Origin of the sequence: Pseudomonas sp. SWRI77, from assembly GCF_014269105.1 — a bacterium.
Lineage (GTDB): Bacteria > Pseudomonadota > Gammaproteobacteria > Pseudomonadales > Pseudomonadaceae > Aquipseudomonas > Aquipseudomonas capeferrum.
In genome coordinates this window covers 178,201-201,429 of the sequence record NZ_JABWRV010000005.1, presented here as the reverse complement: position 1 = coordinate 201,429, position 23,229 = coordinate 178,201, and the positions used below count along the sequence as shown (strand labels likewise).

Annotated in this window: 21 protein-coding genes and 1 tRNA gene; 14 read left to right on the top strand and 8 right to left on the bottom strand. The window is 64.2% G+C overall.

Going from position 1 to position 23,229, the window contains the following annotated elements; all coding sequences use genetic code 11:
• Positions 1–132 precede the first annotated feature (132 nt).
• The 5 genes from HU766_RS07685 to HU766_RS07665 all read left to right on the top strand — a co-directional run bounded on the left by HU766_RS07685 (position 133) and on the right by HU766_RS07665 (position 4,120).
• Positions 133–438 (top strand): PepSY domain-containing protein, encoded by a 306-nt coding sequence (locus HU766_RS07685; protein WP_186655089.1) that lies wholly within the window; start codon positions 133–135, stop codon positions 436–438.
• The gene (locus HU766_RS07680) at positions 438–752 is read left to right on the top strand and encodes a PepSY domain-containing protein (protein ID WP_186655086.1); all 315 of its coding nucleotides are present in this window, start codon (positions 438–440) and stop codon (positions 750–752) included. The genes HU766_RS07685 and HU766_RS07680 overlap by 1 nt, the downstream gene beginning before the upstream one ends.
• Positions 753–1,421: a response regulator transcription factor gene (locus tag HU766_RS07675; protein ID WP_033699056.1), complete on the top strand. Its 669-nt coding sequence runs from the start codon at positions 753–755 to the stop codon at positions 1,419–1,421. It abuts the gene before it with no gap.
• Positions 1,418–2,737, top strand: a complete 1,320-nt coding sequence (locus HU766_RS07670; protein ID WP_186655083.1) for a sensor histidine kinase — start codon at positions 1,418–1,420, stop codon at positions 2,735–2,737. The genes HU766_RS07675 and HU766_RS07670 overlap by 4 nt, the downstream gene beginning before the upstream one ends.
• A 225-nt stretch (positions 2,738–2,962) precedes the next feature.
• Entirely contained in the window at positions 2,963–4,120 is a 1,158-nt protein-coding gene (locus HU766_RS07665; protein WP_186655080.1) for an HPP family protein, read from the top strand.
• On the opposite strand, the gene HU766_RS07660 is transcribed toward HU766_RS07665, so the two are convergent.
• On the bottom strand, positions 4,094–4,960 hold the full coding sequence (locus tag HU766_RS07660; protein ID WP_186655077.1) for a LysR family transcriptional regulator: 867 nt from the start codon (positions 4,958–4,960) through the stop codon (positions 4,094–4,096). The genes HU766_RS07665 and HU766_RS07660 overlap by 27 nt on opposite strands.
• Positions 4,961–5,140: 180 nt before the next feature.
• On the opposite strand from HU766_RS07660, the gene HU766_RS07655 reads away from it, so the two are divergent.
• Positions 5,141–7,030 carry a propionyl-CoA synthetase gene (locus tag HU766_RS07655; protein ID WP_186655072.1) on the top strand — a complete coding sequence of 630 codons (1,890 nt, stop codon included), beginning with the start codon at positions 5,141–5,143 and terminating at the stop codon, positions 7,028–7,030.
• A 34-nt stretch (positions 7,031–7,064) separates the two neighbouring features.
• Here the strand turns inward: HU766_RS07655 and zapE are convergent, their stop codons facing one another.
• Together zapE and HU766_RS07645 are read right to left on the bottom strand one after the other, a co-directional pair.
• Positions 7,065–8,138: a cell division protein ZapE gene (zapE, locus tag HU766_RS07650; protein WP_186655069.1), complete on the bottom strand. Its 1,074-nt coding sequence runs from the start codon at positions 8,136–8,138 to the stop codon at positions 7,065–7,067.
• Positions 8,139–8,254: 116 nt separating this feature from the next.
• The gene (locus HU766_RS07645; protein WP_186655053.1) at positions 8,255–8,497 is read right to left on the bottom strand and encodes a hypothetical protein; all 243 of its coding nucleotides are present in this window, start codon (positions 8,495–8,497) and stop codon (positions 8,255–8,257) included.
• A 272-nt stretch (positions 8,498–8,769) separates the two neighbouring features.
• Between HU766_RS07645 and HU766_RS07640 the strand changes: the two genes are divergently transcribed.
• Positions 8,770–8,844 (top strand) — tRNA-Gln (locus tag HU766_RS07640).
• A gap of 126 nt (positions 8,845–8,970) precedes the next feature.
• Here the strand turns inward: HU766_RS07640 and HU766_RS07635 are convergent.
• From HU766_RS07635 to HU766_RS07625, 3 genes are read right to left on the bottom strand one after another with little or no spacing between them, the layout of a single operon-like run.
• Complete coding sequence (locus tag HU766_RS07635) at positions 8,971–11,358, bottom strand: response regulator (RefSeq protein WP_047581098.1); 2,388 nt, start codon at positions 11,356–11,358, stop codon at positions 8,971–8,973.
• Between the two features lie 13 nt (positions 11,359–11,371).
• Positions 11,372–11,833 (bottom strand): response regulator, encoded by a 462-nt coding sequence (locus HU766_RS07630; RefSeq protein WP_186655050.1) that lies wholly within the window; start codon positions 11,831–11,833, stop codon positions 11,372–11,374.
• 15 nt (positions 11,834–11,848) lie between these two features.
• Positions 11,849–14,098 (bottom strand): ATP-binding protein, encoded by a 2,250-nt coding sequence (locus tag HU766_RS07625; RefSeq protein WP_186655046.1) that lies wholly within the window; start codon positions 14,096–14,098, stop codon positions 11,849–11,851.
• 296 nt (positions 14,099–14,394) lie between these two features.
• Between HU766_RS07625 and HU766_RS07620 the strand changes: the two genes are divergently transcribed.
• From HU766_RS07620 to HU766_RS07590, 7 genes are all read left to right on the top strand, one after another.
• Positions 14,395–14,922, top strand: coding sequence for a spore coat protein U domain-containing protein (locus HU766_RS07620; protein WP_186655031.1), 528 nt, complete (start codon positions 14,395–14,397; stop codon positions 14,920–14,922).
• Between the two features lie 30 nt (positions 14,923–14,952).
• Positions 14,953–15,489, top strand: a complete 537-nt coding sequence (locus tag HU766_RS07615; protein ID WP_095063636.1) for a spore coat U domain-containing protein — start codon at positions 14,953–14,955, stop codon at positions 15,487–15,489.
• 18 nt (positions 15,490–15,507) lie between these two features.
• Positions 15,508–16,041 carry a spore coat protein U domain-containing protein gene (locus HU766_RS07610; protein WP_186655029.1) on the top strand — a complete coding sequence of 178 codons (534 nt, stop codon included), beginning with the start codon at positions 15,508–15,510 and terminating at the stop codon, positions 16,039–16,041.
• Positions 16,042–16,044: 3 nt separating this feature from the next.
• Positions 16,045–16,548: a spore coat U domain-containing protein gene (locus tag HU766_RS07605; protein ID WP_186655027.1), complete on the top strand. Its 504-nt coding sequence runs from the start codon at positions 16,045–16,047 to the stop codon at positions 16,546–16,548.
• Between the two features lie 39 nt (positions 16,549–16,587).
• Positions 16,588–17,364 carry a molecular chaperone gene (locus HU766_RS07600; protein ID WP_186655024.1) on the top strand — a complete coding sequence of 259 codons (777 nt, stop codon included), beginning with the start codon at positions 16,588–16,590 and terminating at the stop codon, positions 17,362–17,364.
• A gap of 108 nt (positions 17,365–17,472) precedes the next feature.
• Positions 17,473–19,770, top strand: a complete 2,298-nt coding sequence (locus HU766_RS07595; RefSeq protein WP_186655261.1) for a fimbria/pilus outer membrane usher protein — start codon at positions 17,473–17,475, stop codon at positions 19,768–19,770.
• On the top strand, positions 19,767–20,735 hold the full coding sequence (locus HU766_RS07590; RefSeq protein ID WP_186655022.1) for a spore coat U domain-containing protein: 969 nt from the start codon (positions 19,767–19,769) through the stop codon (positions 20,733–20,735). Before HU766_RS07595 ends, HU766_RS07590 begins: the two co-directional genes overlap by 4 nt.
• 16 nt (positions 20,736–20,751) lie before the next feature.
• On the opposite strand, the gene HU766_RS07585 is transcribed toward HU766_RS07590, so the two are convergent.
• On the bottom strand, positions 20,752–21,900 hold the full coding sequence (locus HU766_RS07585) for a carboxypeptidase family protein (protein ID WP_186655019.1): 1,149 nt from the start codon (positions 21,898–21,900) through the stop codon (positions 20,752–20,754).
• A 171-nt stretch (positions 21,901–22,071) separates the two neighbouring features.
• Positions 22,072–23,118: an NAD(P)-dependent alcohol dehydrogenase gene (locus HU766_RS07580; protein WP_186655017.1), complete on the bottom strand. Its 1,047-nt coding sequence runs from the start codon at positions 23,116–23,118 to the stop codon at positions 22,072–22,074.
• Positions 23,119–23,229 lie beyond the last annotated feature (111 nt).

The following is a 23,229-nucleotide window of genomic DNA, read 5'->3' as shown; positions in this document are numbered from 1 at the left end:
GCTTTCAAAACTCTGTATGAATCAATAATGCGCGCAGTTTATCATGGCGCCAGCTGTTTTCAGGTTGAATTAAGGACCGCTGGGTAATCTTAACCCCGTAGACAACTTGAACATCTCTCAGGAGAGAACCTCATGAAGACTTTGACTGCCCTGTTCGCTGCCGCTGCTCTGGCTGTTGGTGCCAACGTTGCCCTGGCCGATGTGCCGGCTCACGAAATCAGCGGCCTGGAAAAAGCCGGTACCGTTCAGTCCCTGCAGAAACTGGCTGAAACGGCCAAGGCAAAACACCCGGGCTCTACCATCACCGATTCGGAGCTCGAGAACGAGTACGGCCGTTACATCCTCAAGGTCGAACTGCGTGATGCGCAAAACGTCGAGTGGGACGTCGATCTGGACGCCAAGACGGGTGAAGTACTGAAGGACAAACAGGACACCTGATGAAAGCGTTACCGCGCAAGGCTCGCTACCTGGCCCTCGCGCTGATGGCTGTCTGTTCGCTGGCGGTTGCCCGTGACCTCGATCAGGATGAAGCCCTTGAGCTGCGGCAAAAGGGCGTCATCCTGCCGCTTGAGCAATTGCTTGACTCAGCCCTGGGGCGTTACCCCGGGGCGCGTCTGCTGGAGGCAGAGCTGGAAGAAAAACACGGCCGCTACGAATACGAGGTCGAGCTGCTGACCCCTGCCGGGGTGGTGCGCGAGATCAAGCTGGATGCCCGCAGCGGCGTGCTGCTCAAAGACGAGGAAGACGACTGAATGCGCCTGTTGCTTGTCGAGGACAATGTGCCGCTGGCCGATGAACTGATCGCCGGCCTGCAACGCCAGGGCTATGCCGTTGACTGGCTGGCCGACGGCCGTGATGCGGTGTACCAGGGCCAGAGCGAACCTTACGACCTGATAGTCCTCGACCTCGGCCTGCCGGGCTTGCCGGGGCTCGATGTGCTGGCCCAGTGGCGCGCCGGCGGCCTGGCCACGCCGGTGCTGGTGTTGACCGCGCGCGGCTCCTGGGCCGAACGTATCGAGGGCCTGAAGGCTGGGGCCGACGATTACATGAGCAAACCCTTCCACCCGGAAGAGTTGCAGTTGCGCATCCAGGCATTGCTGCGCCGTGCCCGCGGCCTGGCCAATCAGCCCACCCTGGAAGCTGCCGGCTTGCACCTGGATGAAAGCCGACAGTGCGTGAGCCGCGATGGGGCCGATATCCAATTGACCGCCGCCGAGTTTCGGCTGCTGCGCTATTTCATGCTGCATCCGCAGCAGATCCTCTCCAAAAGCCACCTGGCCGAACACCTCTACGATGGCGAGACCGAGCGCGACTCCAATGTGCTTGAAGTGCACGTCAATCACCTGCGTCGCAAGTTGGGCCGCAGTGTGATCGAAACCCGTCGCGGGCAAGGCTACATCTACGCCGGGAACGTCGCGTGAAGTCGATCCAGGCGCGCCTGAGCCTGGGGCTGGTGGCGGTGCTGGTGGTGGTGGGCGTGGTGCTGGCGCAGCTCACCCTGTGGTTGTTCGAGGCGGGCCTGCAGCGCTACCTGGAAAACGGCCTGCGCAAGGAAAGCGAGAACCTGTTGGTGGCACTGGTGCGTGGCCCTTCGGGGTTGCAGCTGGATGAGCGGCGTATTTCCGGCGCTTACCAGCGGCCGTTTTCCGGTTATTACTTTCGCATCGATTTTGACCAAGGTACCTGGCGTTCGCGCTCGCTGTGGGACCTTGACATGCCCAAGCCTGCTGCGCCCGGCCTTTCCGATAGCCACGAGCTAGGCCCTGAGGGCCAGCAATTGCTGGCGCTGCGCGCTGACTATCGACGCCTTGGCCAGGATATCTCGATCAGTGTGGCGCAGGATTACTCACCGGTGCGCGAAGGCTTCCGGCGCATGCAGCAGATCGGCCTGGGCATGGGGCTGGTGGCCTTGATACTGGTGCTGGTACTGCAGCGCATCACGGTGAAGCGCTCGTTGCGCCCACTGGAGCGAGCCCGTCAACAGATCGCCCAGTTGCAACAGGGCCAGCGCTCCCAGCTGGATGCCGAAGTGCCTGTGGAACTGGCACCGTTGGTGGGGCAGATCAACCATTTGCTGAGCCACACCGAAGACAGCCTGCGCCGCTCGCGCAATGCCCTGGGCAACCTGGGCCATGCGCTGAAGACGCCGTTGGCGGTGCTGCTGAGCCTGGCGTCCAGCGAGCGCTTGCAGGGGCTGCCCGACGTGCGTGAGCAGATGCGCGCACAGCTTGAGCAGATTCAGCAGCGCCTGGTGCGCGAACTCAACCGGGCTCGCCTGGCGGGCGATGCCTTGCCGGGTGCCCAGTTCGACTGCGATGCCGAATTGCCAGGGCTGTTGGGTACCTTGGGGATGATCCACGGTGAAGGCCTAGTGCTTGAGCGGGACGTACCGCCTGGGCTGTTGCTGCCCTGGGATCGCGAAGACGTGCTGGAGCTGCTGGGCAATCTGCTGGACAACGCCTGCAAGTGGGCCGACAGCGAGGTGCGCCTGGGGATTGCGCCGCGTGAAGGGGGTTATCAGCTGTGGGTTGACGATGACGGCCCGGGCATCCCTGAAGGCCAGCGTCTGCAGGTGCTGGAGCGCGGTTCGCGGCTGGATGAACAGGTCGATGGACATGGCCTGGGGCTGGGCATCGTGCGCGACATCGTTGAGGCCTGGGGCGGGCGCCTGGTGTTGCTCGAAAGCCCTTTGGGCGGGTTGCGGGTGAATATCGAGTTGCCGCGCCGGGCTCGATAACGCCGGGGCCTGCCAGATCACCACTGCAAAAATATTGCAGTACAGCCGCATTTTTTTGAATTGGCCCTTGTAAGCCCCGCCCGGCACAATCCCCTCACGAAACTTCCCAGTTTCCATCTCTCCACGGACGGAGCCCCTTGCGCTATTGCTTTGGCAATACAGGGCCCAGGCCAGCTCGGCTGGGCTTTCTTTTTCACCAGAAAATCTACGATCCCGATTATTCCAATGCCTGCCTCGCGTTCCGAAAGTCGTCTGCAGCGGCTGTTGCCTGCGCCCCTCAATACATCCCCTAAAGAATGGCTGCGTGCTGGAGCCGGTGCACTGCTCGGCCTGTTCCTCGCCGGCTGGCTGACCAGCCTGGCCTACGGCCCTGGCATCGCCTTGCACCTTCTAGGCCCCTTGGCTGCCTCGGCAGTGCTGGTATTTGCCGTGCATTCCGGCCCTTTGGCCCAGCCTTGGCCAGTGCTGGGCAGTTACGCCCTGGCGGGCGCTGTCGGCCTGGCCATGCGCCAGGGCTTCGGGCCTGAGCTGTGGGTGGCTGCCGCAGCCCTGGCGATTTCGGTGCTGTTGATGTGCCTGCTGCGCTGCCTGCACCCGCCGGGCGGTGGGGTGGCGGTGAGTGCAGTGCTGGCCGATTCGGGGCTTACGGCCCTGGGTGACCATCTGCTGGAGCCGGTGCTGCTCAATGCGCTGATCCTGGTGGCAGTCGCGGTGCTCTACAACCGTTTGACCGGCGTGCGCTACCCCAAGGGCAATGCCCCGCGCAAAGAGCTGCATCACACCCATGACCCATTGCCCAGTGAGCGCGTGGGGGTCAGCGGCGCCGATCTGGACCAGGCGCTTGAAGAGTTGGGCGAGTTCGTAGACGTCACCCGCGACGAGCTGGAACGCATCATCCTTGCCACCGAGCAGCATGCCCTGCAACGCAGCCTTGGCGGTATCACGGCGGCATCGGTGATGTCCCGGGATGTGCAGTTCGCGTCACCCGACACCACCCTGGAGCAGGCGTGGACGATGCTGGCCAGTCACCACCTGAAAACCCTGCCGGTGCTGCAGCACGGCAAGTTGGTAGGCATCGTCAGCCTCAGCGACCTGGTCGGGCCGGCCATGCAGCGGGGGCAGTTCCGTTGGCGCGGCCTGTTCGGGCGCAAGGCGGTGCGCATGGCGCAGGTGATGAGCCGGCGGGTGATCAGTGTCAGCAGCCAGCACCCGCTGGAGCGCCTGTTGCCGTTGCTGTGTGAACAAGGGCTGCACTGCTTGCCGGTAATCGACGCTGGCCAATTGGTCGGGGTGGTCACCCAGACCGACCTGATCGCCGGCCTCAAACGCCAGTTGCTCAGCGCCGCAGGCAATGCTTCAGATCACCGGGTCCCAGCGCTGTGACCAGTCGCTGGCGCCGGCGGCCACCAGCCGGCGCAGTATCGCGAATGCCTGTTGCAGGGCCTCGCTGTCGCGCTTGCGCGGGTACACCAGAAATGTCGGGTAGGTGAATTCTGGTGCCTGGGGTACCCGCTCGAACACCCCGCTGTCCAGATAGGCCTGCACTACGCGGGTACGGAAGTAGCCGCTGCCGCCCTGGTCGAGGATGAACTGCAGAGCCAGGGGCCCGAGGTTGAAGCTCAGTGCCGGGCGCGCGCAGTCGGGCAGGGCAGCGTCGTGCTGGCGGCGGAATGCCTCCCCCCAGTCGATGTAGATGTACGGGTCTGGCTGGTCAACCCGGCGCACGCGGATCAACTTCTCTTCCATCAATTGCTCCACCTGCAGGCCCGGCCCGTAGGTCGGCTGATACACCAGCGCGGCGTCCAGCAGGCCCATCTCCACCTTGCGCAGCAGCGACTCGCCATCGCTCACCTCGCTGCGGATGGCATGGCTGGGCAGTTCGCGGTGCAGGGCGCTGACCCAGTCGAGCATCATCGGGTTGCCCAGGCTCACTTCGCCGCCCACATGCAGCACCTGCTGGCACCCTTCAGGCAGCGGCAGGTCGCGGCGCGCTGCCTCCCACGTCTGCACCAGCTGGTTGGCATAGCTGACGAAGGCCTCGCCATCGCTGGTCAAGCTGGCGCCGTTGCGGCTGCGTACGAACAACTGGCAGCCCAGTTGCTGCTCCAGGCGCTGCACCCGTGCAGTGATCGCGGTCTGCGACACGAACAGGCGCTCAGCGGCGGCGACCAGGCTGCCGCAACGCACGATTTCCAGAAAGGTACGGGCCTGTTCGATATCCATGGGGTGCTCAGTGGCGGAAGGGGAGGCCTATTCTAGAGAATTTGCACCGTTATGGGGCGTATTGGCGTTGTCTGCAAATTTGCAGGTCGGTTGTGACTTTAGTCCCATGGCGGCCCCGGTGTGGCGGTCCATACTCAAGTTTCGCCCTTCAATAACAACAAGTACCGGGTTTTCTACGCCATGAGCTATCAGCACAGCTACGCCCATTCCATTGCCGACCCTGCCGCATTCTGGGCCGAACAGGCCGCGCACCTGGCCTGGCACCGCACGCCTTCCCTCACCTTGCAGGACAACCCGGACGGTACCCACCGCTGGTTTGCCGACGGCCGCCTGAACAGCTGCCACCTTGCCCTCGACCACCAGATCGAACAAGGTCGCGGCGAGCAGTTGGCGCTGATCTACGACTCGCCTGTGACAGGCGTGCAACAGGCGTATACCTATCGTCAGTTGCGCGACGAGGTGGCACGCCTGGCGGGCTTGCTGCGCCAGCTGGGGGTCAACAAGGGGGACGGGGTGATCATCTACATGCCCATGGTGCCCCAGGCGGCCATGGCCATGCTGGCCTGCGCGCGGATCGGTGCGGTGCATTCGGTGGTGTTCGGCGGTTTTGCCGCCAACGAACTGGCCTTGCGCATCGATGATGCCCGGCCCGCGTTGCTGCTGACGGCGTCCTGTGGCCTGGAGTTCGACCGGGTGATCGAATACAAGCCGTTGGTCGATCGCGCCCTGCAATTGGCCCGCCACCAGCCGCGCAATGTGTTGGTATTGCAGCGGCCCCAGGCCCGCGCCCCGTTGCAGCCTGGCCGCGACCTCGATTGGCAGCAAGCGCTGGCAATGGCCGAGCCGGTCGCCCCTGTCGAGCTGGATGCAGGTGACCCGCTGTACATCATGTACACCTCCGGTACCACCGGGAAGCCCAAGGGCATCGTGCGGGAAAACGGCGGCAACGCGGTAGCGCTGTGCTATGCCATGCGCCACATCTACGGTATGCAGGCCGGTGACGTGTGGTGGGGGATTTCCGATGTGGGCTGGGTGGTCGGCCATTCGCTGATTGTGTATGGCCCGTTGATGAGCGGTTGCACCACGGTGTTTTATGAGGGCAAACCGATACGCACCCCGGACGCCTCGGCGTATTGGCGGGTGGTCGAGCAATACAAGGTCAACGCCTTGTTCTGCGCGCCGACCGCCATGCGTGCAATCCGCAAGGAAGACCCGGACGGCGCGTTGATCAAAGGGCATGACCTGAGCTCGCTGCGTCAGCTGTTTCTGGCTGGGGAGAAGCTCGACTCCAGCACCCATGAATGGCTGGAACGGGTCACTGGCAAACCGGTACACGACCATTGGTGGCAAACCGAGACCGGCTGGCCGGTCACCGCACCTTGCGTTGGGCTGGACGGCAGCGCCGCGCGAGCGGGCTCGAGCAACCGCGCCGTGCCGGGCTACAACGTACGTGTGCTGGACGATGAAGGCCATTTGCTGGGGCCCAACCACCAGGGCTCGATCGTCATCGCGCTGCCGTTGCCGCCCGGGTGCAGCCAGACGCTGTGGGGCGACCACGAGCGCTACCTGCAGGCCTACCTGCGCACCTACCCCGGCTACTACCACACAGGCGACGGCGGTTATCTCGATGATGACGGTTTCGTGTACATCATGGGGCGCACGGACGACGTGATAAACGTCTCCGGGCATCGTCTGTCTACCGGCGAGATGGAGGACCTGGTGGCGCGTCACCCGGCGGTCGCCGAATGCGCGGTGATCGGCGTGCATGACGATATCAAGGGGCAGGTGCCTTTGGCACTGGTGGTGCTCAAGGATGGCGAAGGCATTGCCGAGTCGCAGTTGTTGGTCGAATTGGTGGGCAACGTGCGCGAGGAAATCGGGGCACTGGCGTGTTTCAACCGGGTGCGGCTGGTCAAGCGGTTGCCCAAGACCCGCTCAGGGAAGATCTTGCGGGCGGTGCTGCGCAAGATTGCCGATGGCCAGGACTATGTGCCGCCTTCGACCCTGGATGACCCCGCCGTGCTGGGGGAAATCGAGGCGGTGCTGGCGGACCTGCCGCGGGCGGGTTGAGGCGGGATGCTGGGGCTGCATGGCAGCCCCGGCATCAATCAGGCCCCACCTGATGCAACTGCCCCAGCCGGCTGCGCGTGCGCATCAGGTCGGTAATCGCGCCACCCAGGCTCTCACCCAGCGGACGCTGCCCGATCACCGTCAGCTGCTTGTCCTGGTCATATAGCACATCCACCAGGTTCACGAATCGCTGCTGCGCGGCCAATGAGCAGTCGGACAAATCGCCCAGCCCATCGATGACCCACGCATCGTATTGCGCCGCCAGCGCCAGGTAATCGATCACCGCAGTAGGCTGTTCGCACAGGTCGTCGAAGGCAAACATCACCTGCCGACCTTGATGGGCCAGTGCGCGCAGGCTGCGTTTGTTGATATCCAGCGTGGCAGGCTGCGCGCCCGGCACGTTCAGTGCCTGGCGCTGCTCGGCGGTGCCGGGCCACACATAGTGACCTTGGGTAAACCGCTGGTGCTCGCGGTTGGCTGGCAGGCTGCGAAAATCGGTGTCGCCGCCGACTTCCAGCACCTGCATTCGGCCGTTGATCAGGCGGATCACCGGCAGAAAACGTTCGTGGTAAAGCGGGTTGGGCAACAGCCCTTCCGGTGCGTAGTTCGACGTTACCAATAGCCATATCCCACGCTCGAACAGCGCGGTGAACAGCCGGGTGAGCAGCATGGCATCGCCAATGTCATGCACATGGAATTCGTCGAAACACAGCACTCGACACGCGCCGAGCAGCTCGTCCAGGGTCGCCCCGAGGGCATCGTCCAGCGCCCGGTGGCGGTGCATGCCCTGGTGCAGTCGGGCAAAGAAATCATGGAAGTGCAGGCGCCGCTTGGTCGCAACCGGCACAGCCTGGAAAAAACCGTCGAGCAGCCAGCTTTTGCCCCGGCCCACTGAGCCATGCAGGTAGAGGCTGCGCGGTTGTCCGTTTTCCAGCTGTGCCACCTGCTCGGCCATGCACTGGATGACCCGACGCTGACCCTCGCTGAGCTGGTAGCCACGGCTGCTGGCCTTGTCCTCGAACCAGGCCAGCAATTCGCTCTGAGGGGCAGCGCTTGCGCGCAGGCGCTGGCCGAGCTGACGCAGCGGGGTAGGGATCCAGGCAGGCAAATCGGTAGCTCCTTGGTCGAGGGGGGGCGGGGCGCAGCTTGCGCGAAGGCCGCCATTTTGACCAATAGAGAAAGCAGTGGGCAATGATCGCCAGACGAGATAGGTTCGCGCGGCCCTCAGCCTTTACGTTCCAGTTGGCGCTCGATCATGTACTTCACCGCCAGGCGGCGTTCCTTGAGGTGGCGCAGGTCTTCGTCGACGAAATTGCCAGCGGAGATCGACTCGGCGGCCAGCACCTGGTTGTCGATGTCCATGTACTCGTCCAAGAGCCGGTCCAGGGCCCTGTCCTGCTGGCGACGTTGCTGGACGATTTCGCGGGGGTAGTGCAAGTCCTGGTAAAGGTCGTGTGAGACAGGCATGGGTGCCTCCTTGGTCAATGCAGTGCGCTTATCTGATTGGAAGGGTGAAATACGATTGTGTTGACGCGGGGCAGGGGGAAAGCGACGGGTGGTTGCCGGGGATGGGCGCTTCGCGCCGGTGACGAAGAGTAACTTGCTGTTTTAAAGCATTTTTTTTCATAAAGGGGGTTCACAGCTCTAAAGAATGTTGTTAAAGTGCCGCGCATTCCACGACAACAACCCAGTTGTCAGGCAGTTGGAATTGTCAGAGCAGCAATTGCTGCATCCGATACAGGGGCGTCGCCAAGCGGTAAGGCAGCAGGTTTTGATCCTGCCATGCGTTGGTTCGAATCCAGCCGCCCCTGCCATTTTCTGTTTCACATTACCTATTCTTTTCTCGGTGCTTAGCAAGACAAGCGCCGGGTTTTGTCGTTTCCGGCGTTTGTACCTGCCCATGTCGCCGGTAAGCCGGCGACATGGGCAGGGGGTGCAAACTACGGCGAGGTGCGCAGCAGTTCACTCAGCGCACGCGCCAGTTCATCGGCCTGCACAGGCTTCTGCATCACCAGGCTACCCGGCAACTCCAACCCCTCCAGCTCTGCATAACCGGTCAGAAACACCACCGGCAAACGCGGGTGCCGTTCGCGCGCCGCCAGCGCCAACTGCGCGCCGTTGAATTCGGGCATGGCAAAGTCGGTCAGCAACAGGTCAATCTCGTCATCGAGCAAGGCCAGGGCCTGCTCACCGCTGTGCGCCTGACGCACCTGATAGCCGTACTGGCGCAGCACATCGCCGAGCATGTCGCGCACCAGGTGGTCGTCATCCACCAGCAGCACCGTGCGGTTGTGGCCACTTGCACTGGTCGGCTGGGCAAGCAGTGGGGCCACCGGTTCGCTCTGCACGTGATCCTTTACCGCCGGCAGGTACACTGCCACCTGAGTGCCGCGACCAGGCTCGGTGTCGATGCGCACGCCACCGCCCGACTGCTTGGCAAAGCCGAAGACCTGGGCCAGTCCCAGGCCCGAGCCCTTGCCGATGTCCTTGGTGGTGAAGAAGGGCTCGAACACCTTCGCCAGCACGTCTTCGCTCATGCCGCAGCCGGTGTCGCGGATGCTCAGCATCACGTACTCGCCGGGGTCCGGGTCTTCCGGGCGCTGAGGGCGGGCCTCGATGTGGGTGTTGCGGGTCGAGAGGGCCAGTTGGCCGCCGTCCGGCATGGCATCCCGGGCATTGATCGCCAGGTTGAGGATGATCATCTCGGTCTGGGTCGGGTCGGTCAGTGCCTGCCACAGGTTCGGGTCCAGGTCCAGGCGCACCGACACGTTGCCGCCAAGGGTGCGGCGCAGCAACTCCTCAAGGCCGGCCAGGGTCCGGTTCAGGTTCAGTGGCACCGGCTCCAGGCGCTGGCGTCGGGAGAAGGCCAGCAACTGCGAGGTCAGCTTGGCACCCCGTTCGCCCGCTTCGCGAATATGCGTGAGGCGGGTGCGTGCCTTGTTCAGGTCGGCCTTGTTCAGGTCGCGCTCAAGGAAGCTGGCACCGGTGAGGATTACTGTCAGCAGGTTGTTGAAGTCGTGCGCCACGCCAGCGGTCAGTTGGCCGACCGCTTCCAGGCGCTGCATCTGTTGCAACGCGGCCTCGATGCGCTCGCGCTCGGTGATTTGCTCACGCAGGCGGGTGTTGGCCTCGGCCAGCCCCAGGGCGGCCTCGCGCTCGCTGGTGATGTCGCGGGCCACCACATACAGCAGGGTGTCTTCCGGTACCACCACCCAGGACAGCCAGCGCTGCTGGCCGCCGGCATGCAGGATGCGCCCGACGAAGCGCGCGCTGGTGCGGCCGTGGGCGAGGGCGGCCAGTTCGGTGAGCAACAGTTCTTGATCGGGTTCGGGTAACAGGTGCAGCAGCGACGCCTGGCTCAGCCGCTCGCGGGAAAGGCCCAGGCTCGCCTCCCAGGCCGGGTTGAGCGCGACCGGGGTGAGGTCTTTGTTCAACACCGCCAGCAAGTCCTGCGACAGCTCCCAGGCACGGTCGCGTTCACGGGTGCGGCGCTCGACCCGTTCACCGAGCATCTCGTTGAGTTGCTTGAGGGCTTGGGTGGCCTGGCGCTGGGTATGGATGTCCTGCAGCACGCCGGAAAAGCGCACGCACTGGCCGTCGACGAACTGGGTCTGGCCGCTGCTGAGCAGCCAGCGCGGTTCCAGGCCGTCGAGTAGCGCGCTACGGAATTCGACCCGGTAGTGGCCGTCGCTCTCGGAGCGCATGGCATGCTGCACGGCGTCACGGACCATGGCGACGTCATCGGGGTAGATGCCGGCCAGGAACACCTCCATGCTCATCTCGGTGCTGGTGGGCAACCCGAACAAGGTTTTGCAGCGGTCGTCCCACAGCAACAGGCCTTCTTGTGGGCGCAGGTCCCAGGTGCCCATGCCGGCGGCGTCGATGGCGATGCGTGCGCGCGCTTCGACATCTGCCAGCGCTTCTTCGGCGCGGCGCCGGCGCTGGCGCTCCTGTACCTCGGTCAGGGCCCGCCGCACGGCCTTGGGTAGCAGGGGCAGGTTTTTCTTCAGCACATAGTCGGTGGCACCCAGGCGGATCATCTCCACCGCGTGCTCTTCACCGTAGATGCCGGAAAGGAAGATGAACGGGGTGTCCGGTGCCAGGCGCTGGGCAATGGCCAGCACGTCGGTGCCGGACGAGCCGGGCAGCACGCAGTCGCAGAGGATCAGGTCGTAATGAGCCTCACGCAGCGCGTGCTCGACCCCTATATGGTCGAACACCAGCTGCGACTCAACGTGCAGCCCGCTGCGCTCCAGGCGCAGCAGGGTCAGCTCGGCGTCCATCGAGCTGTCTTCGACCATCAACAGTTTCAGCGGCGTTGGCAGCATCTTTGCGGTGGCCTCAATTGCTGCTGCGGCGGTTTAGGCGCAGCGAGCCGGGTGGCGGTTCGTTGAGCACGGCCCAGAATATCCCGAGGTCGGAGATGGCGGCGACGAACTCTTTGAATTCCACGGGCTTGACCACGTAGGCATTGACCCCCAGCTCGTAGGCGCGCAGCAGGTCGGGCTCCTCTCGAGACGAGGTCAGCATCACCGTCGGGATACTGCGCAGGTCAGGCGTGGAACGGACTTCCTTGAGCACTTCCAGGCCATCGACCTTGGGCAGCTTGAGGTCCAGCAACAGCACGGCGGGGTTGCCGTCGTCGCGTGCAGCATAGGCGTTGCGGCGCAGCAGGTAGTCCAGGGCATCGGCGCCGTCACGCAGCACGATGACTTCGTTGGCCAACTGGCTGCGCTCCAGGGCCAGCAGGGTGAGCTCCAGGTCCCGGGGGTTGTCTTCTACCAGCAGGATGGGTTTGAGCATGATGGTACAGGGGCCTCATGTAGTCGCGGCGGGCCGCGGGAGGGTGAAGTGAAAACTGGCGCCCTGGTCGATCTGGCCTTGCGCCCAGACGCGGCCGTCATGGCGCTCGATGATGCGGCGTACGCTTGCCAGGCCGATCCCAGTGCCTTCGAAGTCTTCCATACGGTGCAGGCGCTGGAATACGCCGAACAGCTTGTTGGCGTAGGCCATGTCGAACCCCACGCCATTGTCGCGGATGCACACCTCGACTTCGCCCTGATGCACCTGGGCGCTGATTTCGATACGCGCCGGGTCACGCCCGCGGGTGTACTTGATGGCGTTGCCAATGAGGTTCTGCAGCGCCAGGTTGATGAACGCCGGGTCGGCAATCACCTTCGGCAGCGTGGCGATATCCCAGACGATTTCGCGGCCCTGGTAGTCCGGGGCCAGCTCGGTGCGAATGGCGTCGACCAGGGCATTGAGGTCGACATCCGACAGGCGCAGGGCCGAGCGGCCCATCTGCGAGAAGTTCAGCAGGTTGTCCACCAGGCTGCCGGCAAAATGCGCCGCTTCTTCTATATGCTGCAAAAAACGTCGACCGCGTTCGCTCAGGCCCTGGCCCTCGATCTCGCCCAGCAGCTCGGTGTAGCCGGCGATATGCCGCAAGGGCGCTCGCAGGTCGTGGGACACGCTGTAGGAAAAGGCTTCGAGTTCCTTGTTCGAACGGCGCAGCTCGCCTGCCAGTTGCGCCAGCTCTTCGGCCTTGCGCAGGACGATGCCCAGCACGGCGGTGCGCAGTTCAACCACACCTTCGACGATCAAAGGGTCCCAGGGTTGGCAATAACCGCGCACGTCCTCCTGCCAGCGTTCGAAGCTGTGCCGCGGGTCCAGCTGGCCTTGCGGGCCGAGCTGTTTCGCAGGCTGCCCGGCCCAGTTCACCGTGCGCACTTGTTCAGGGCGGAACCACACCAGGTAGTGCGAATGGATTTGTGAGATGGCCACCGCCAGCACACCGCCGGCATGGGCCGCCAGCTCAGGCAACTCGTCGATGTCGCGGCGTACGTTGTCGCTGTGGAATACCGTGTCTTCACCGCGCTGGGCCAACCAATGCACCAGCGCCGTGACTTGCGCTTGCGGTGGCGTCTTGCCGATCAGGTCGCAGCGGTCGGCCGAGATCACCGCAGCGCCGCAGGCGTCGGCGAACTCCAGCAAGACCTCGGGCAGGTCGCGCAGGCCGTCACTGACGCTGTCATGGTCGGCCATCGACGAAATCATGCGCACGATGTGCTGGCGCAGGTCGAGCAGTTTGCGCGTGCTGGCGTGAGACTCGCGCGATTCGATCTGCAGCGACAGCACGCTGGCCAGCAGCTCGCAGGCGGTGCGAGTAGGCAGGCCCACCGGGCGCGGCTGATCGTGGTGACAGGACACCAGCCCCCACAGCTGCCCGTCGACCACGATCGACAACGACATCGACGCCAGGGTGCCCATGTTGCGCATGTATTGCAGGTGCACCGGCGACACGCTGCGCAGCGCAGCGAAGCTCATGTCCAGTGCCTTGCCGGTACGCGGGTTGGCGGCAGGCACCAGCGGCGAGGGCTGGTAGTTGGCGTCTTCGATCACGCGGATACGGTTGACCCGATACAGCTCGCGGGCCTGGCGCGGGATGTCCGAAGCGGGGAAGCACAGGCCCAGGTAGCTGGGGTAGCCTGGGTCGGCCACCTCGGCCAGCACCTGACCGTTGCCTTCGCTGTCGAAACGGTACGCCTTGACCCGGCCAAAACCGGTGATGCGCTTGAGCTGTTGCACCGACTGCTGCAGCAACTCCTCAAGGCTGGTAGCCAGGTGCAGGTTACCGACAAAGCTGCGCACCAGTGGGTAGTAATCACCTTGCTCGGCCGTGTTCGCAAGCCTGCGCACCGGCTCGAACTCAACGATCAGCACCTGGTCGTGACGGTGGGCCATTACGCGCAATGGCTCGGTGCAGGGGGCGCCCTGGCGCAGGCGCACATTGCCTATATGGAAAGGAAAGGCCTCGTCGTCGGGCAGGCGCGCAAGGTGCGCCCGTACATCGAAGGCGTCACTGACCAGGTCGGCAACCGTGCGGCCCAGCAGTTCCCTGGCCGGCAAGCCGAGCCAGCGCTCGGTGTTCTCGCTGGCCTGGAGGATGCGCAGGTCGGTTTCGTCCAGCACCAGCAGAAACCCGTGGGGCTGGATGCTGCCAGGCACCTGGATAGGCTCCTGGGCACAGCGCTCTGCGGCCTCGGCGAATGGGTTGTCTGCAGTCATCAATGAAAACGCTCCTGTCATGCCTGTCCGTGCATGCCGCATCTGTCTGGCACGGGATGAGGGTAGCCATGCACCGTACCAGAATGTCGGCTGATTTGCCGGCTCATGGCCATTGGAGGCACTGTGCGACGAGGGGTTCGCTGATGAAGAAGATTTTTTCCTGACGGCTGTCGAGGAGTGGCCTTGAACACGCGCTATCGCTTTCTCGCTAGTACCAAAAAAATGGCTTGAAGCCATCAATGATATTCCAACGCGCTGCTACGCTCAGGTGAGCACACAGCGACAAGGATTATCAAGTGACGGAACGCTTTGTGGTCGCGTTGTTGGGCCTGATGTTGAGCGGCAGTGCCGTAGCGGCTGACTTTCTCGTGGAAGTGCGGGTGCTGGTGCAGCGCGGCTGCATGCTCGTCAACCAGACGCGCGACGCTGGCGCACAAGCGTTGGGGCGGATCGACCTGGGTAGCGCTGCGCGTCTGGATGGCCCTGATGCGCCCTTGAGCGGTGTACTCCTCAACCAACGGCCGCCACGCCTTGAGTGCAACCCTGACACGCCCTACCAGGTGCGGGTCGATGGCGGCCAGCACGGTGGCGCAGGTGAGCTGCGCTTTCTGGCCAACGACGACGCCAAGGCCCGGCCCATTCCTTATCGCTTGTACCGCGACGCTGCCTGGCGCGAACCGGTTGCGGTCGATGTGGCGCATTCGGCACGGGTGCCGGACAGCGGGTCCATTGAATTGCCGTTATACGCCCGTATCGACAAACTGGCCTGGGTACCACGGGCAGGCCTGTATGGCGACCTGCTCAAGATCACGGTCACTTGGTAGGGACGCCACCATGCACAAGGACGCGACGCCATGAACCGCACCTCGATCCTGCTGCTTACCCTTGGCCCACTGCTGTTGCCCGGCGGTATGGCCCATGGCACCACCACCGGTTTCATCCAGGCACGGTTGGTGATCAGCGCGGCCTGCCAGATCAGCAGCGGCACCGACCAACCCGCGACTCTGGGCAACCCCGGCCTGATGGACTTCGGTGAACGCGGCCCGAACTGGGACCAGCCACTGCGCAGCCGGGTCGACGAAGTGGCTGGTGAAGGCAGCTTGCAGATCAGCTGCACGCCCGAGGTGCGGGCCTTCAATGTGCGGATCAATGGCGGCTTGAATGGCAGCGACGGTGTGCGACGCCTGAGCAACGGCCGTGAACTGATCCCTTATCAACTGGCGGTAGACCCAGGCGGCAACAGCCGCTACGGCATCGGCCAGGCGCGCGCCTTCACCATCAGCAGCACCCAGCAGATTCCGATTCCGATTTACGGTGTGGTGGTGGCGCAACCGCGCGCGCTGCCTGCCGGGCTGTACCGCGACACCCTGAGAGTGACCCTGGACTGGTAACCACGCAAGGAGACTCCGATGCGAACGAACCTCACCCACTGCATCCTCGCCGGCCTCGGTTTGGCCTTGGCTTCCCAGGCCCAGGCCGCCACGGTGACTGGCAACATCACCTCGACGCTGACACTGATCTCGGCCTGCCAGGTCAACGGCAGTTCCGCGAGTTCAGGGTTGAACTTCGGTGCCCTCGACTTCGGTACCCAGGATGCTCTGTTCGGCACCGCCAACGCACAAGTGCTTGGCGGTAGCGGTGGCGCCATGAGCATCCTGTGCTCGGCGGGCACCATACCGGCGATCCGCGTGCGGGCCGGTACCAACGATGGCCAGTCCAGCGGCGGCACGCGTGCGCTCGCCGACGGTGCCGGCAACTTCGTGCCGTATGACTTCTACACCGACACCGGGCGCACTCAGGTGCTGGATATCGACGGCACCATCACCTTGCCGACCAGCACCGGCGTGGCGCAGACCGTCAACCTGTACGGCCAGGCACGCGGCAAGGCGGGGCTGCCGGCGGGGGTGTACACCGACACCGTGGCGGTCGAGCTGACGTTCTGAGCCATGCGCGCCTGGCTGGCAGGTGGCCTCACGGGTATCGCTGTGCTGCTGGCGACGCCCCTGGGTGCGGCGCCCACCAGCACGTTCCAGGTGTCTGCACAGATCGTCGCCGGCTGCCTGGTGGTCGGGGGCGTGAGCAATTACGGGGCCCTCAACTTCGGCACCGAGTCGGCGCTGGCCAGCGGTACCCTGAGCACCTCGCTGGGGGGCAGCACGGTGACCTTCCAGTGCACCCCAGGCGTGGCCTTGAGCATGAGCCTGGACGGCGGGCAGAACAACGCCAGCGGCACCCGCAACCTCAAACGCACGGGCGGCACGCAAGTGCTGGCCTACCAGTTGTACCGCGACGCGGCCTACAGCCAAGCCTTTGGCATCGGCCAGAGCGTGGCGGTCAGTTACACCGACCCCATGGCGATCAAGTTGCCGGTGTATGGCCGAACCCAGTTGACCGGCACGCTGCCGGCAGGGACCTACACCGATGTAGTGCAAGTGACGGTGACCTGGTGAAACAGCCGGCACCAATGACAGCAATCTAAGGAGAGTGGCATGGGGGCAGGCGCGAAGTGGGCGCATGGTTTGATCGGGTTGTTGCTGCTGGCAAGCCTGCCGGCGGGGGCCGCCACCTCGGTGCTGATCTGGCCGATTGATCCGGTGCTGGAGGCCGACCAGAAGGCCGGTGCGCTGTGGCTGGAAAACCGCGGCAGCGCCCCGGCCAACTTGCAGGTGCGGGTGTTCGCCTGGCGCCAGGGGGATTACCAGGAGCAGTTTCAGCCGCAGCGCGACATCATTGGCAGCCCGCCAGTGGCCAACATCGCCCCTGGGCAGAAGCAGCTGATTCGCCTGACCCGCACCGGCAGCTCGCCCGCCGGCCAGGAGCAGGCCTATCGCATCATCATCGATGAAATCCCCCCGGCGATACCGGCCGACCCCGCCAGCCAGGGCGCCACGGCCGCCATCCGCCTGCAGATGCGCTACTCGGTGCCGCTGTTCGTCTACGGCGAAGGCTTGTGGGGCAAGGCCGATCCCGAGGGCAAGCGCAACGCCGAGGGCGTGGGCAAGCCGCAATTGAGCTGGCGCGCGGTGACGGTGCAGGGCAAGCCCTACGTGGAACTGCGCAACACCGGCCCGGTGCATGCGCGCCTGACCGACATGGTGGTGCAGCAGGGCAGCCAGAGCAAACCATTGGCCGAAGGCCTGCTGGGCTATGTGCTGCCCGGTGCCCGCATGCGCTGGCCTGCACCACTGGCGCCGAGCGCCGGCAGCGTGCTCAAGGGGCGGGTCAATGGCCAGAGCGCGGCGGATGCCATCCGCCAAGGGCAATGAGCCAGCAATTGAATGAAGGGCAGGGGCCAGGGAGGACCCGGCAATGGTTGGAAACCGTGTGTGAACTGGCTGTCGGCGACAACGCGCCGCTGGTGCCTGGGGCTGACCATGTTCGGCCCCTGCCTGGTGCTGGCCAACGACCTGCCGCCACCGCCAACGGAGATGTCCGCCACCGCCGATGCCACGCTGTACCTCGACCTGCTGGTGAACCAGATGCCCAAGGCTGAGCTGGTGCCCGTGCAACAACGGGCCGGGCGCCTTTACCTGAGCAGCGATGTGTTGCGGGCTGCCGGTATCAGCCTGCCGGGCGAGCCCCAGGGCGAACTGGCCCTGGATGCGGTGCCGGGCTTGCACACCGACTACGACAGCGCGAACCAACGCCTGCTGTTGCAGGTACCACCCGCCTGGCTGCCGGGCCAACAGGTCGGCGACCGCAGCCTGTACCCGGCCAGCGATGCACGCAGCAGCTTCGGCGTGTTGTTCAACTATGACCTGTACCTCAACGATACCGATGAAGGCGGCACCTACCTGGCGGCCTGGAATGAACTACGCCTGTTCGATAGCTGGGGAACCTTCTCCAGCACCGGTCAGTGGCGTCAGTCGTTCAATGGTGCGCAGGCCGACCAGACGCGCCAGGGCTTCCTGCGTTACGACAGCACCTGGCGCTTCACGGATGAACAACGCCTGCTCAGTTACGAAGCCGGTGATTTCGTCACCGGTGCTTTGCCCTGGACCAGCTCGGTGCGGGTCGGCGGCCTGCAACTGTCGCGAGACTTCGGCGCCCGTCCCGACCTGGTCACCTACCCACTGCCTGCATTCGCCGGTGAGGCGGCGGTGCCGACCTCGCTCGACCTGTTCATCAACGGCTACAAGTCCAGTACTACCGAGCTGCAGCCGGGCCCTTACACCCTGACCAACGTGCCATTCATCAACGGCGCCGGCGAGGCAGTGGTGGTGACCACCGACGCCCTTGGCCGGCAGGTGTCGACCACGCTGCCGTTCTATGTCACCAGCAGCCTGCTGCAAAAAGGTCTGTCGGACTTTTCGGTAGCTGCCGGTAGCCTGCGCCGCGACTACGCGGTGCGCGACTTCAGCTACGGCCCAGGCGTCGCCTCGGGCAGCTTGCGCTATGGCCTGAGTGACAGCTTTACCCTCGAAAGCCACATCGAAACCTCTGAATCGCTTTTGCTGGGCGGGCTGGGTGGCAACATGCGAGTGGGCAACTTCGGGGTGCTCAACGCGGCCTTGGCGCAGAGCCAGTTCGAGGGCGAGAAGGGCCATCAGGTCGCCCTCGGCTACCAGTACAACAGCCAGCGCATCGGCTTCAGCTACCAACGCCTGCAGCGCTATGGCGACTATGCCGACCTGTCACGGGTCGACAGCCCGGACATGCAGCTGAGCCAACGCAGCGAGCAGGCCACTGTCAGCTTCAACCTCAACGAATACGGCAGCCTCGGCGCCGGCTATTTCGATGTCCGGGCCGGGGACGGTTCGCGCACCCGGCTGATCAACCTCAGCTGGAGCAAGTCGCTATGGGGCAACACCAGCATCTACCTGTCGGGCAACCGCGAGGTTGGTGACAGCCAGTGGGCCGTGCAGGCGCAACTGGTGATTCCGTTCGACTTCAATGGCACCTTGGCCATGAGTGTGGAGCGCAGCAAGGAAGGCGAGGACCTGCAGCGGGTCAATTACAGCCGTGCGGTGCCGGTGGGCGGTGGTGTCGGCTACAACCTGGGTTACGCCACCGGTGGCAACCGCGATGCCTACCGCCAGGCCGATGTCACCTGGCGCCTGCAGTCGGTGCAGTTGCAGGCCGGTGTGTATGGCAGCAGTGGCGAGATGACCCGTTGGGCTGATGCCAGTGGCTCACTGGTGTGGATGGACGCCGGGGTGTTCGCCGCCAACCGCATCGACGACGCCTTCGTAGTAGTCAGCACCAATGGCTATGCCGATGTGCCGGTGCGCTACGAAAATCAGCAGATCGGCCGCACCGACAGCAATGGCCATCTGCTGGTGCCTTACAGCAGCGGCTACTACCGGGGCAAGTATGAAATCGACCCGATGGACCTGCCGCCCGACATCCTGGCGCCGGAAGTGGAGCAACGCGTGGCGGTCCGTCGGGGCAGTGGTTACTTGCTGGAGTTCCCGATCAATCGTGTGCTGGCGGCGAGCATTGAACTGGTGGATGGCAACCAGCAGGTGATCAAACTCGGCAGCCGCGTGACCCATGAGGAAAGTGGCAGCCAGGCCGTGGTTGGCTGGGATGGGTTGGTCTACCTGGAGAACCTGTCGCCGCACAACCGCCTGCAAGTTGCGCTGGAGGGGGGCGGGCATTGCCAGGTTGAATTCGACCTGCCTGAAAGTGCAGGGTCGATCCCCTTGATTGGCCCATTGGTGTGCCGATGAAGGCCTGGCAGCGAAGGTTATGGGCCAGCGCGCTGCTGCTGCCGGCAGGTGTGGCATGGGGCAAATGCACGTCAGTGCCAACGGTGCCCGCGACATTTGGCACCATCAGTTCGACCTTGGTGCGCAGCACGGTACAGACCGCTTTCAGCAGCAATTCGGGGTTGCAGTGCAACGGCTCGGTGCTCAGCGTGCTCGGCAGCGGCGATACCTTCAAAGCGACCATACTTCCGGCCACAGGTGGCTTGGTCGGCCCCACAGGCGACGTCATCCCCTACACGTTGTATGCCGACAGCAGCACCAACTACCCGATCACCCGGGGCGTGGCCTTCGATTTCGCCCGCAACGGCATTCTCGACCTGCTCGGGTTGCTCAATGGTACGCCCAAGGCGGTACCGATCTACATGCGGACCCAGATCGGCAGTAACGTTGCGGCGGGGCTTTATCAGGAAACGCTGAGCGTCGGCTGGGCCTGGAACTATTGCGACGGCATCGGCATTGGCGGCTTGTGCATTGGGCGCGACAACAGTTCTGGCACCCAGCCGCTCACGGTCAGCCTGACGGTGAGCAACGACTGCCAGATCACCACCCCCGCCATCAGTTTCGGCAGTGCACCCGTGGTATCGGGGTTTGCCACGGTGAACCAGGGCGTAAGCCTGACATGCACCAAGGGTACCAGCTACACGGTGGGGCTGGATGACGGGCAGAACGTGTCTGGCGGGCGGCGCAGGATGAAATCTGCAGCCAACAACTACCTGGCCTACGATATTTTCAAGAGCGCCAGCGCGGTGCGCTGGGGCTCGGTCACCGGTGACCGGCGTTCGAGCAGTGACGCCGACATCAACCCGGGGGCTGGCACCGGCACGGGCAGCCAGGTGTTCAACTACAACGCCAAGGTGTACACCGACCAGGCCACACCGCCGGCGGCCACCTATACCGACAATGTGACGCTGGATGTGCAGTTTTAGCGGTCGGCCCTTGCGATCAACGCAGGTCGTCAACCATTTTCAGCAACGTCTCCAGCACAGCCCCGGCCAATGCCTTCGACCGCGCCCCCGACCACCCGGCAACCGGATCAGGCGCATCGTCATGGTCCTTGAACGGCATCTCCAGCGTCAGTGACAGGCAGTCATGGGCCATCCCCACGGCATTGCACGCCAGCGTGGTATTGGCCTGCCCAGGCTCATCGCGCGTGTAGCCATGCACGGTCTGGAAGTCCGGCGTCACGCTGCACAGCGTGCTACGGAACTGTTCCTCCAGCGTCGCCAGGCGTGGCGTGTAACCGGGGTTGCCTTCACACGCTGCGGTGAACACGTGGGGGATTTCTTCATCCCCATGCACATCGATGAATGCATCCACGCCGTACTGCTTCATCTGCGCCTGGGCAAAGAATACCTCGGGGCTGAGTTCGACGCTGGCGTCCTGCCAGGCGCGGTTGAGGTCCTTGCCTTTGAAATTGGTGCGCAGATGCCCGAGGAAGGCACCGTCCGGGTTCATGTTGGGGATCAGGTACAGGTCGGCTTTTTCCAGGAGTTGCCGCACCTTGTCATCGTTTGCTTGCAGGCGGTCGATCACGCCCTCCATGAACCACTCGGCCATGTGTTCGCCCGGGTGCTGTTGGGCGATCAGCCACAGCTTGCGTTTGCCGGGTGCGCCGTTGCCGGCACGCAGCAAAGGGATGTCACGGCCCTGCACGCTGCGGCCGCAGGCCAGCAGCTCGACCCCCGGAATTTGCCGTGCGCGTTCGATCAGTTGGTTGTGGCGGGCGCGAGGGTAAGGTTGGAAGTAGGCGAACCAGACCTGTTCGTGCTCAGCGTTCAGCTCGAACGACAAGGCCTTGCCATCGAACTGGCTGGGTACGCGGAACCAGGCCTGCTGGTCGTAGGAGGCCACCGCGTTGTAGCCGGCCCAGGCCTGCTTGTACGACGATTCGGAGGCGTTATCCAGGCTGAAGCGATGGACCTGCCCCGGTGTCAGCCCGCTGACCTTGAAGTGAAACCACTGGAAGTGGCCGCTGTGGGTGTCCGGGCGGATGGCCAGGTGCACCTGGGCAGGGTTGCTGGCATCCAGTACCTGGATGTTGCCGGAATCAAAATCGCAGTCGATCTGCAGGGGGGACAGCGTCACGGTCATCGCCGGGCTCCTTGACGGGCTTTGTTGTGGGGTTACTGTACACCGGTTGCGTGCTGGAGTGATGCACATAGCCTGTTGCTGCGGGTGCCAAGCCAACGCTGGCCCGCCGCGATGGCGGCGGCGCCGACGATGGGAGCCAGAACCCTGGGGCTGCTCGGCGGGCGTAGTGGATCAGGCCAAGGTGGCGTTGTCGATCACGAAGCGGTACTTCACATCGCCTTTGAGCATCCGCTCATAACTTTCATTGATCTGATCGGCCCGGATCAGCTCGATGTCGGCAACGATCCCATGCTCGGCGCAGAAGTCGAGCATCTCCTGGGTTTCGGCGATACCGCCGATCATCGACCCGGCAATCGCTCGGCGCTTCATGATCAGGTTGAATACGTTCGGTGATGGATGCGCCGTAGCAGGCGCCCCCACCAGGCCCAGCGTGCCATCGCGCTTGAGCAGCACCAGGAATGCATCCAACTCATGCGGCGCCGCGACAGTGTTGAGGATGAAGTCGAATGACAGGCGGTGCGCTGCCATTGCGTTGGCGTCGCGCGACACCACCACTTCATCGGCGCCCAACGCCAGCGCCGCTTCACGCTTGGACTCGGACGTGGTGAAGGCCACCACATGCGCGCCCATGGCATGGGCCAGCTTGATGCCCATGTGCCCCAAGCCACCGATGCCAACCACGCCGACCTTCTTGCCCGGCCCAGCGCCCCAGTGGCGCAGCGGGTAATACGTGGTGATACCGGCGCACAGCAGTGGCGCCACGGCCGCCAGTTGCGCTTGCGGATGGCGTACGCGCAGCACATAGCGCGCATGCACGACAATCTGTTGCGAGTAGCCGCCCAGGGTCCAGCCGGGTTCGTCGGGCGTGGCGAAGTTGTAGGTACCGATCATGCCGTTGCAGTAGTTTTCCAGGCCCGCGTCACAGTCGGCGCAGTGTTTGCAACTGTCGACGATGCAGCCGACACCGACCAGGTCGCCGGCCTTGAAGCCTTTGACATGTCCACCCACGGCAGTCACCCGGCCGACGATTTCGTGGCCCGGTACGCAGGGGAAGCGGGTGCCCTCCCACTCGGAGCGCACCTGGTGCAGGTCGGAGTGACAGATGCCGCAATAGTCGATGGCGATCTGCACATCGTCAGCGCCTGGCGCGCGACGGGTGATGCGGATCGGTTCGAGGGGCTGGTCGCTGGCGTGGGCGCCATAGGCGATGACGTGCATGGGGAGATCCTCGGGTGAAGAGTCGGAACAAGCAGCATGTCCGACCCTCTCCGGGCAGGGGTAACTCGATTCAGCCGACGGATTGCCTGATTCTGTTGCCAGCGTCAGCGC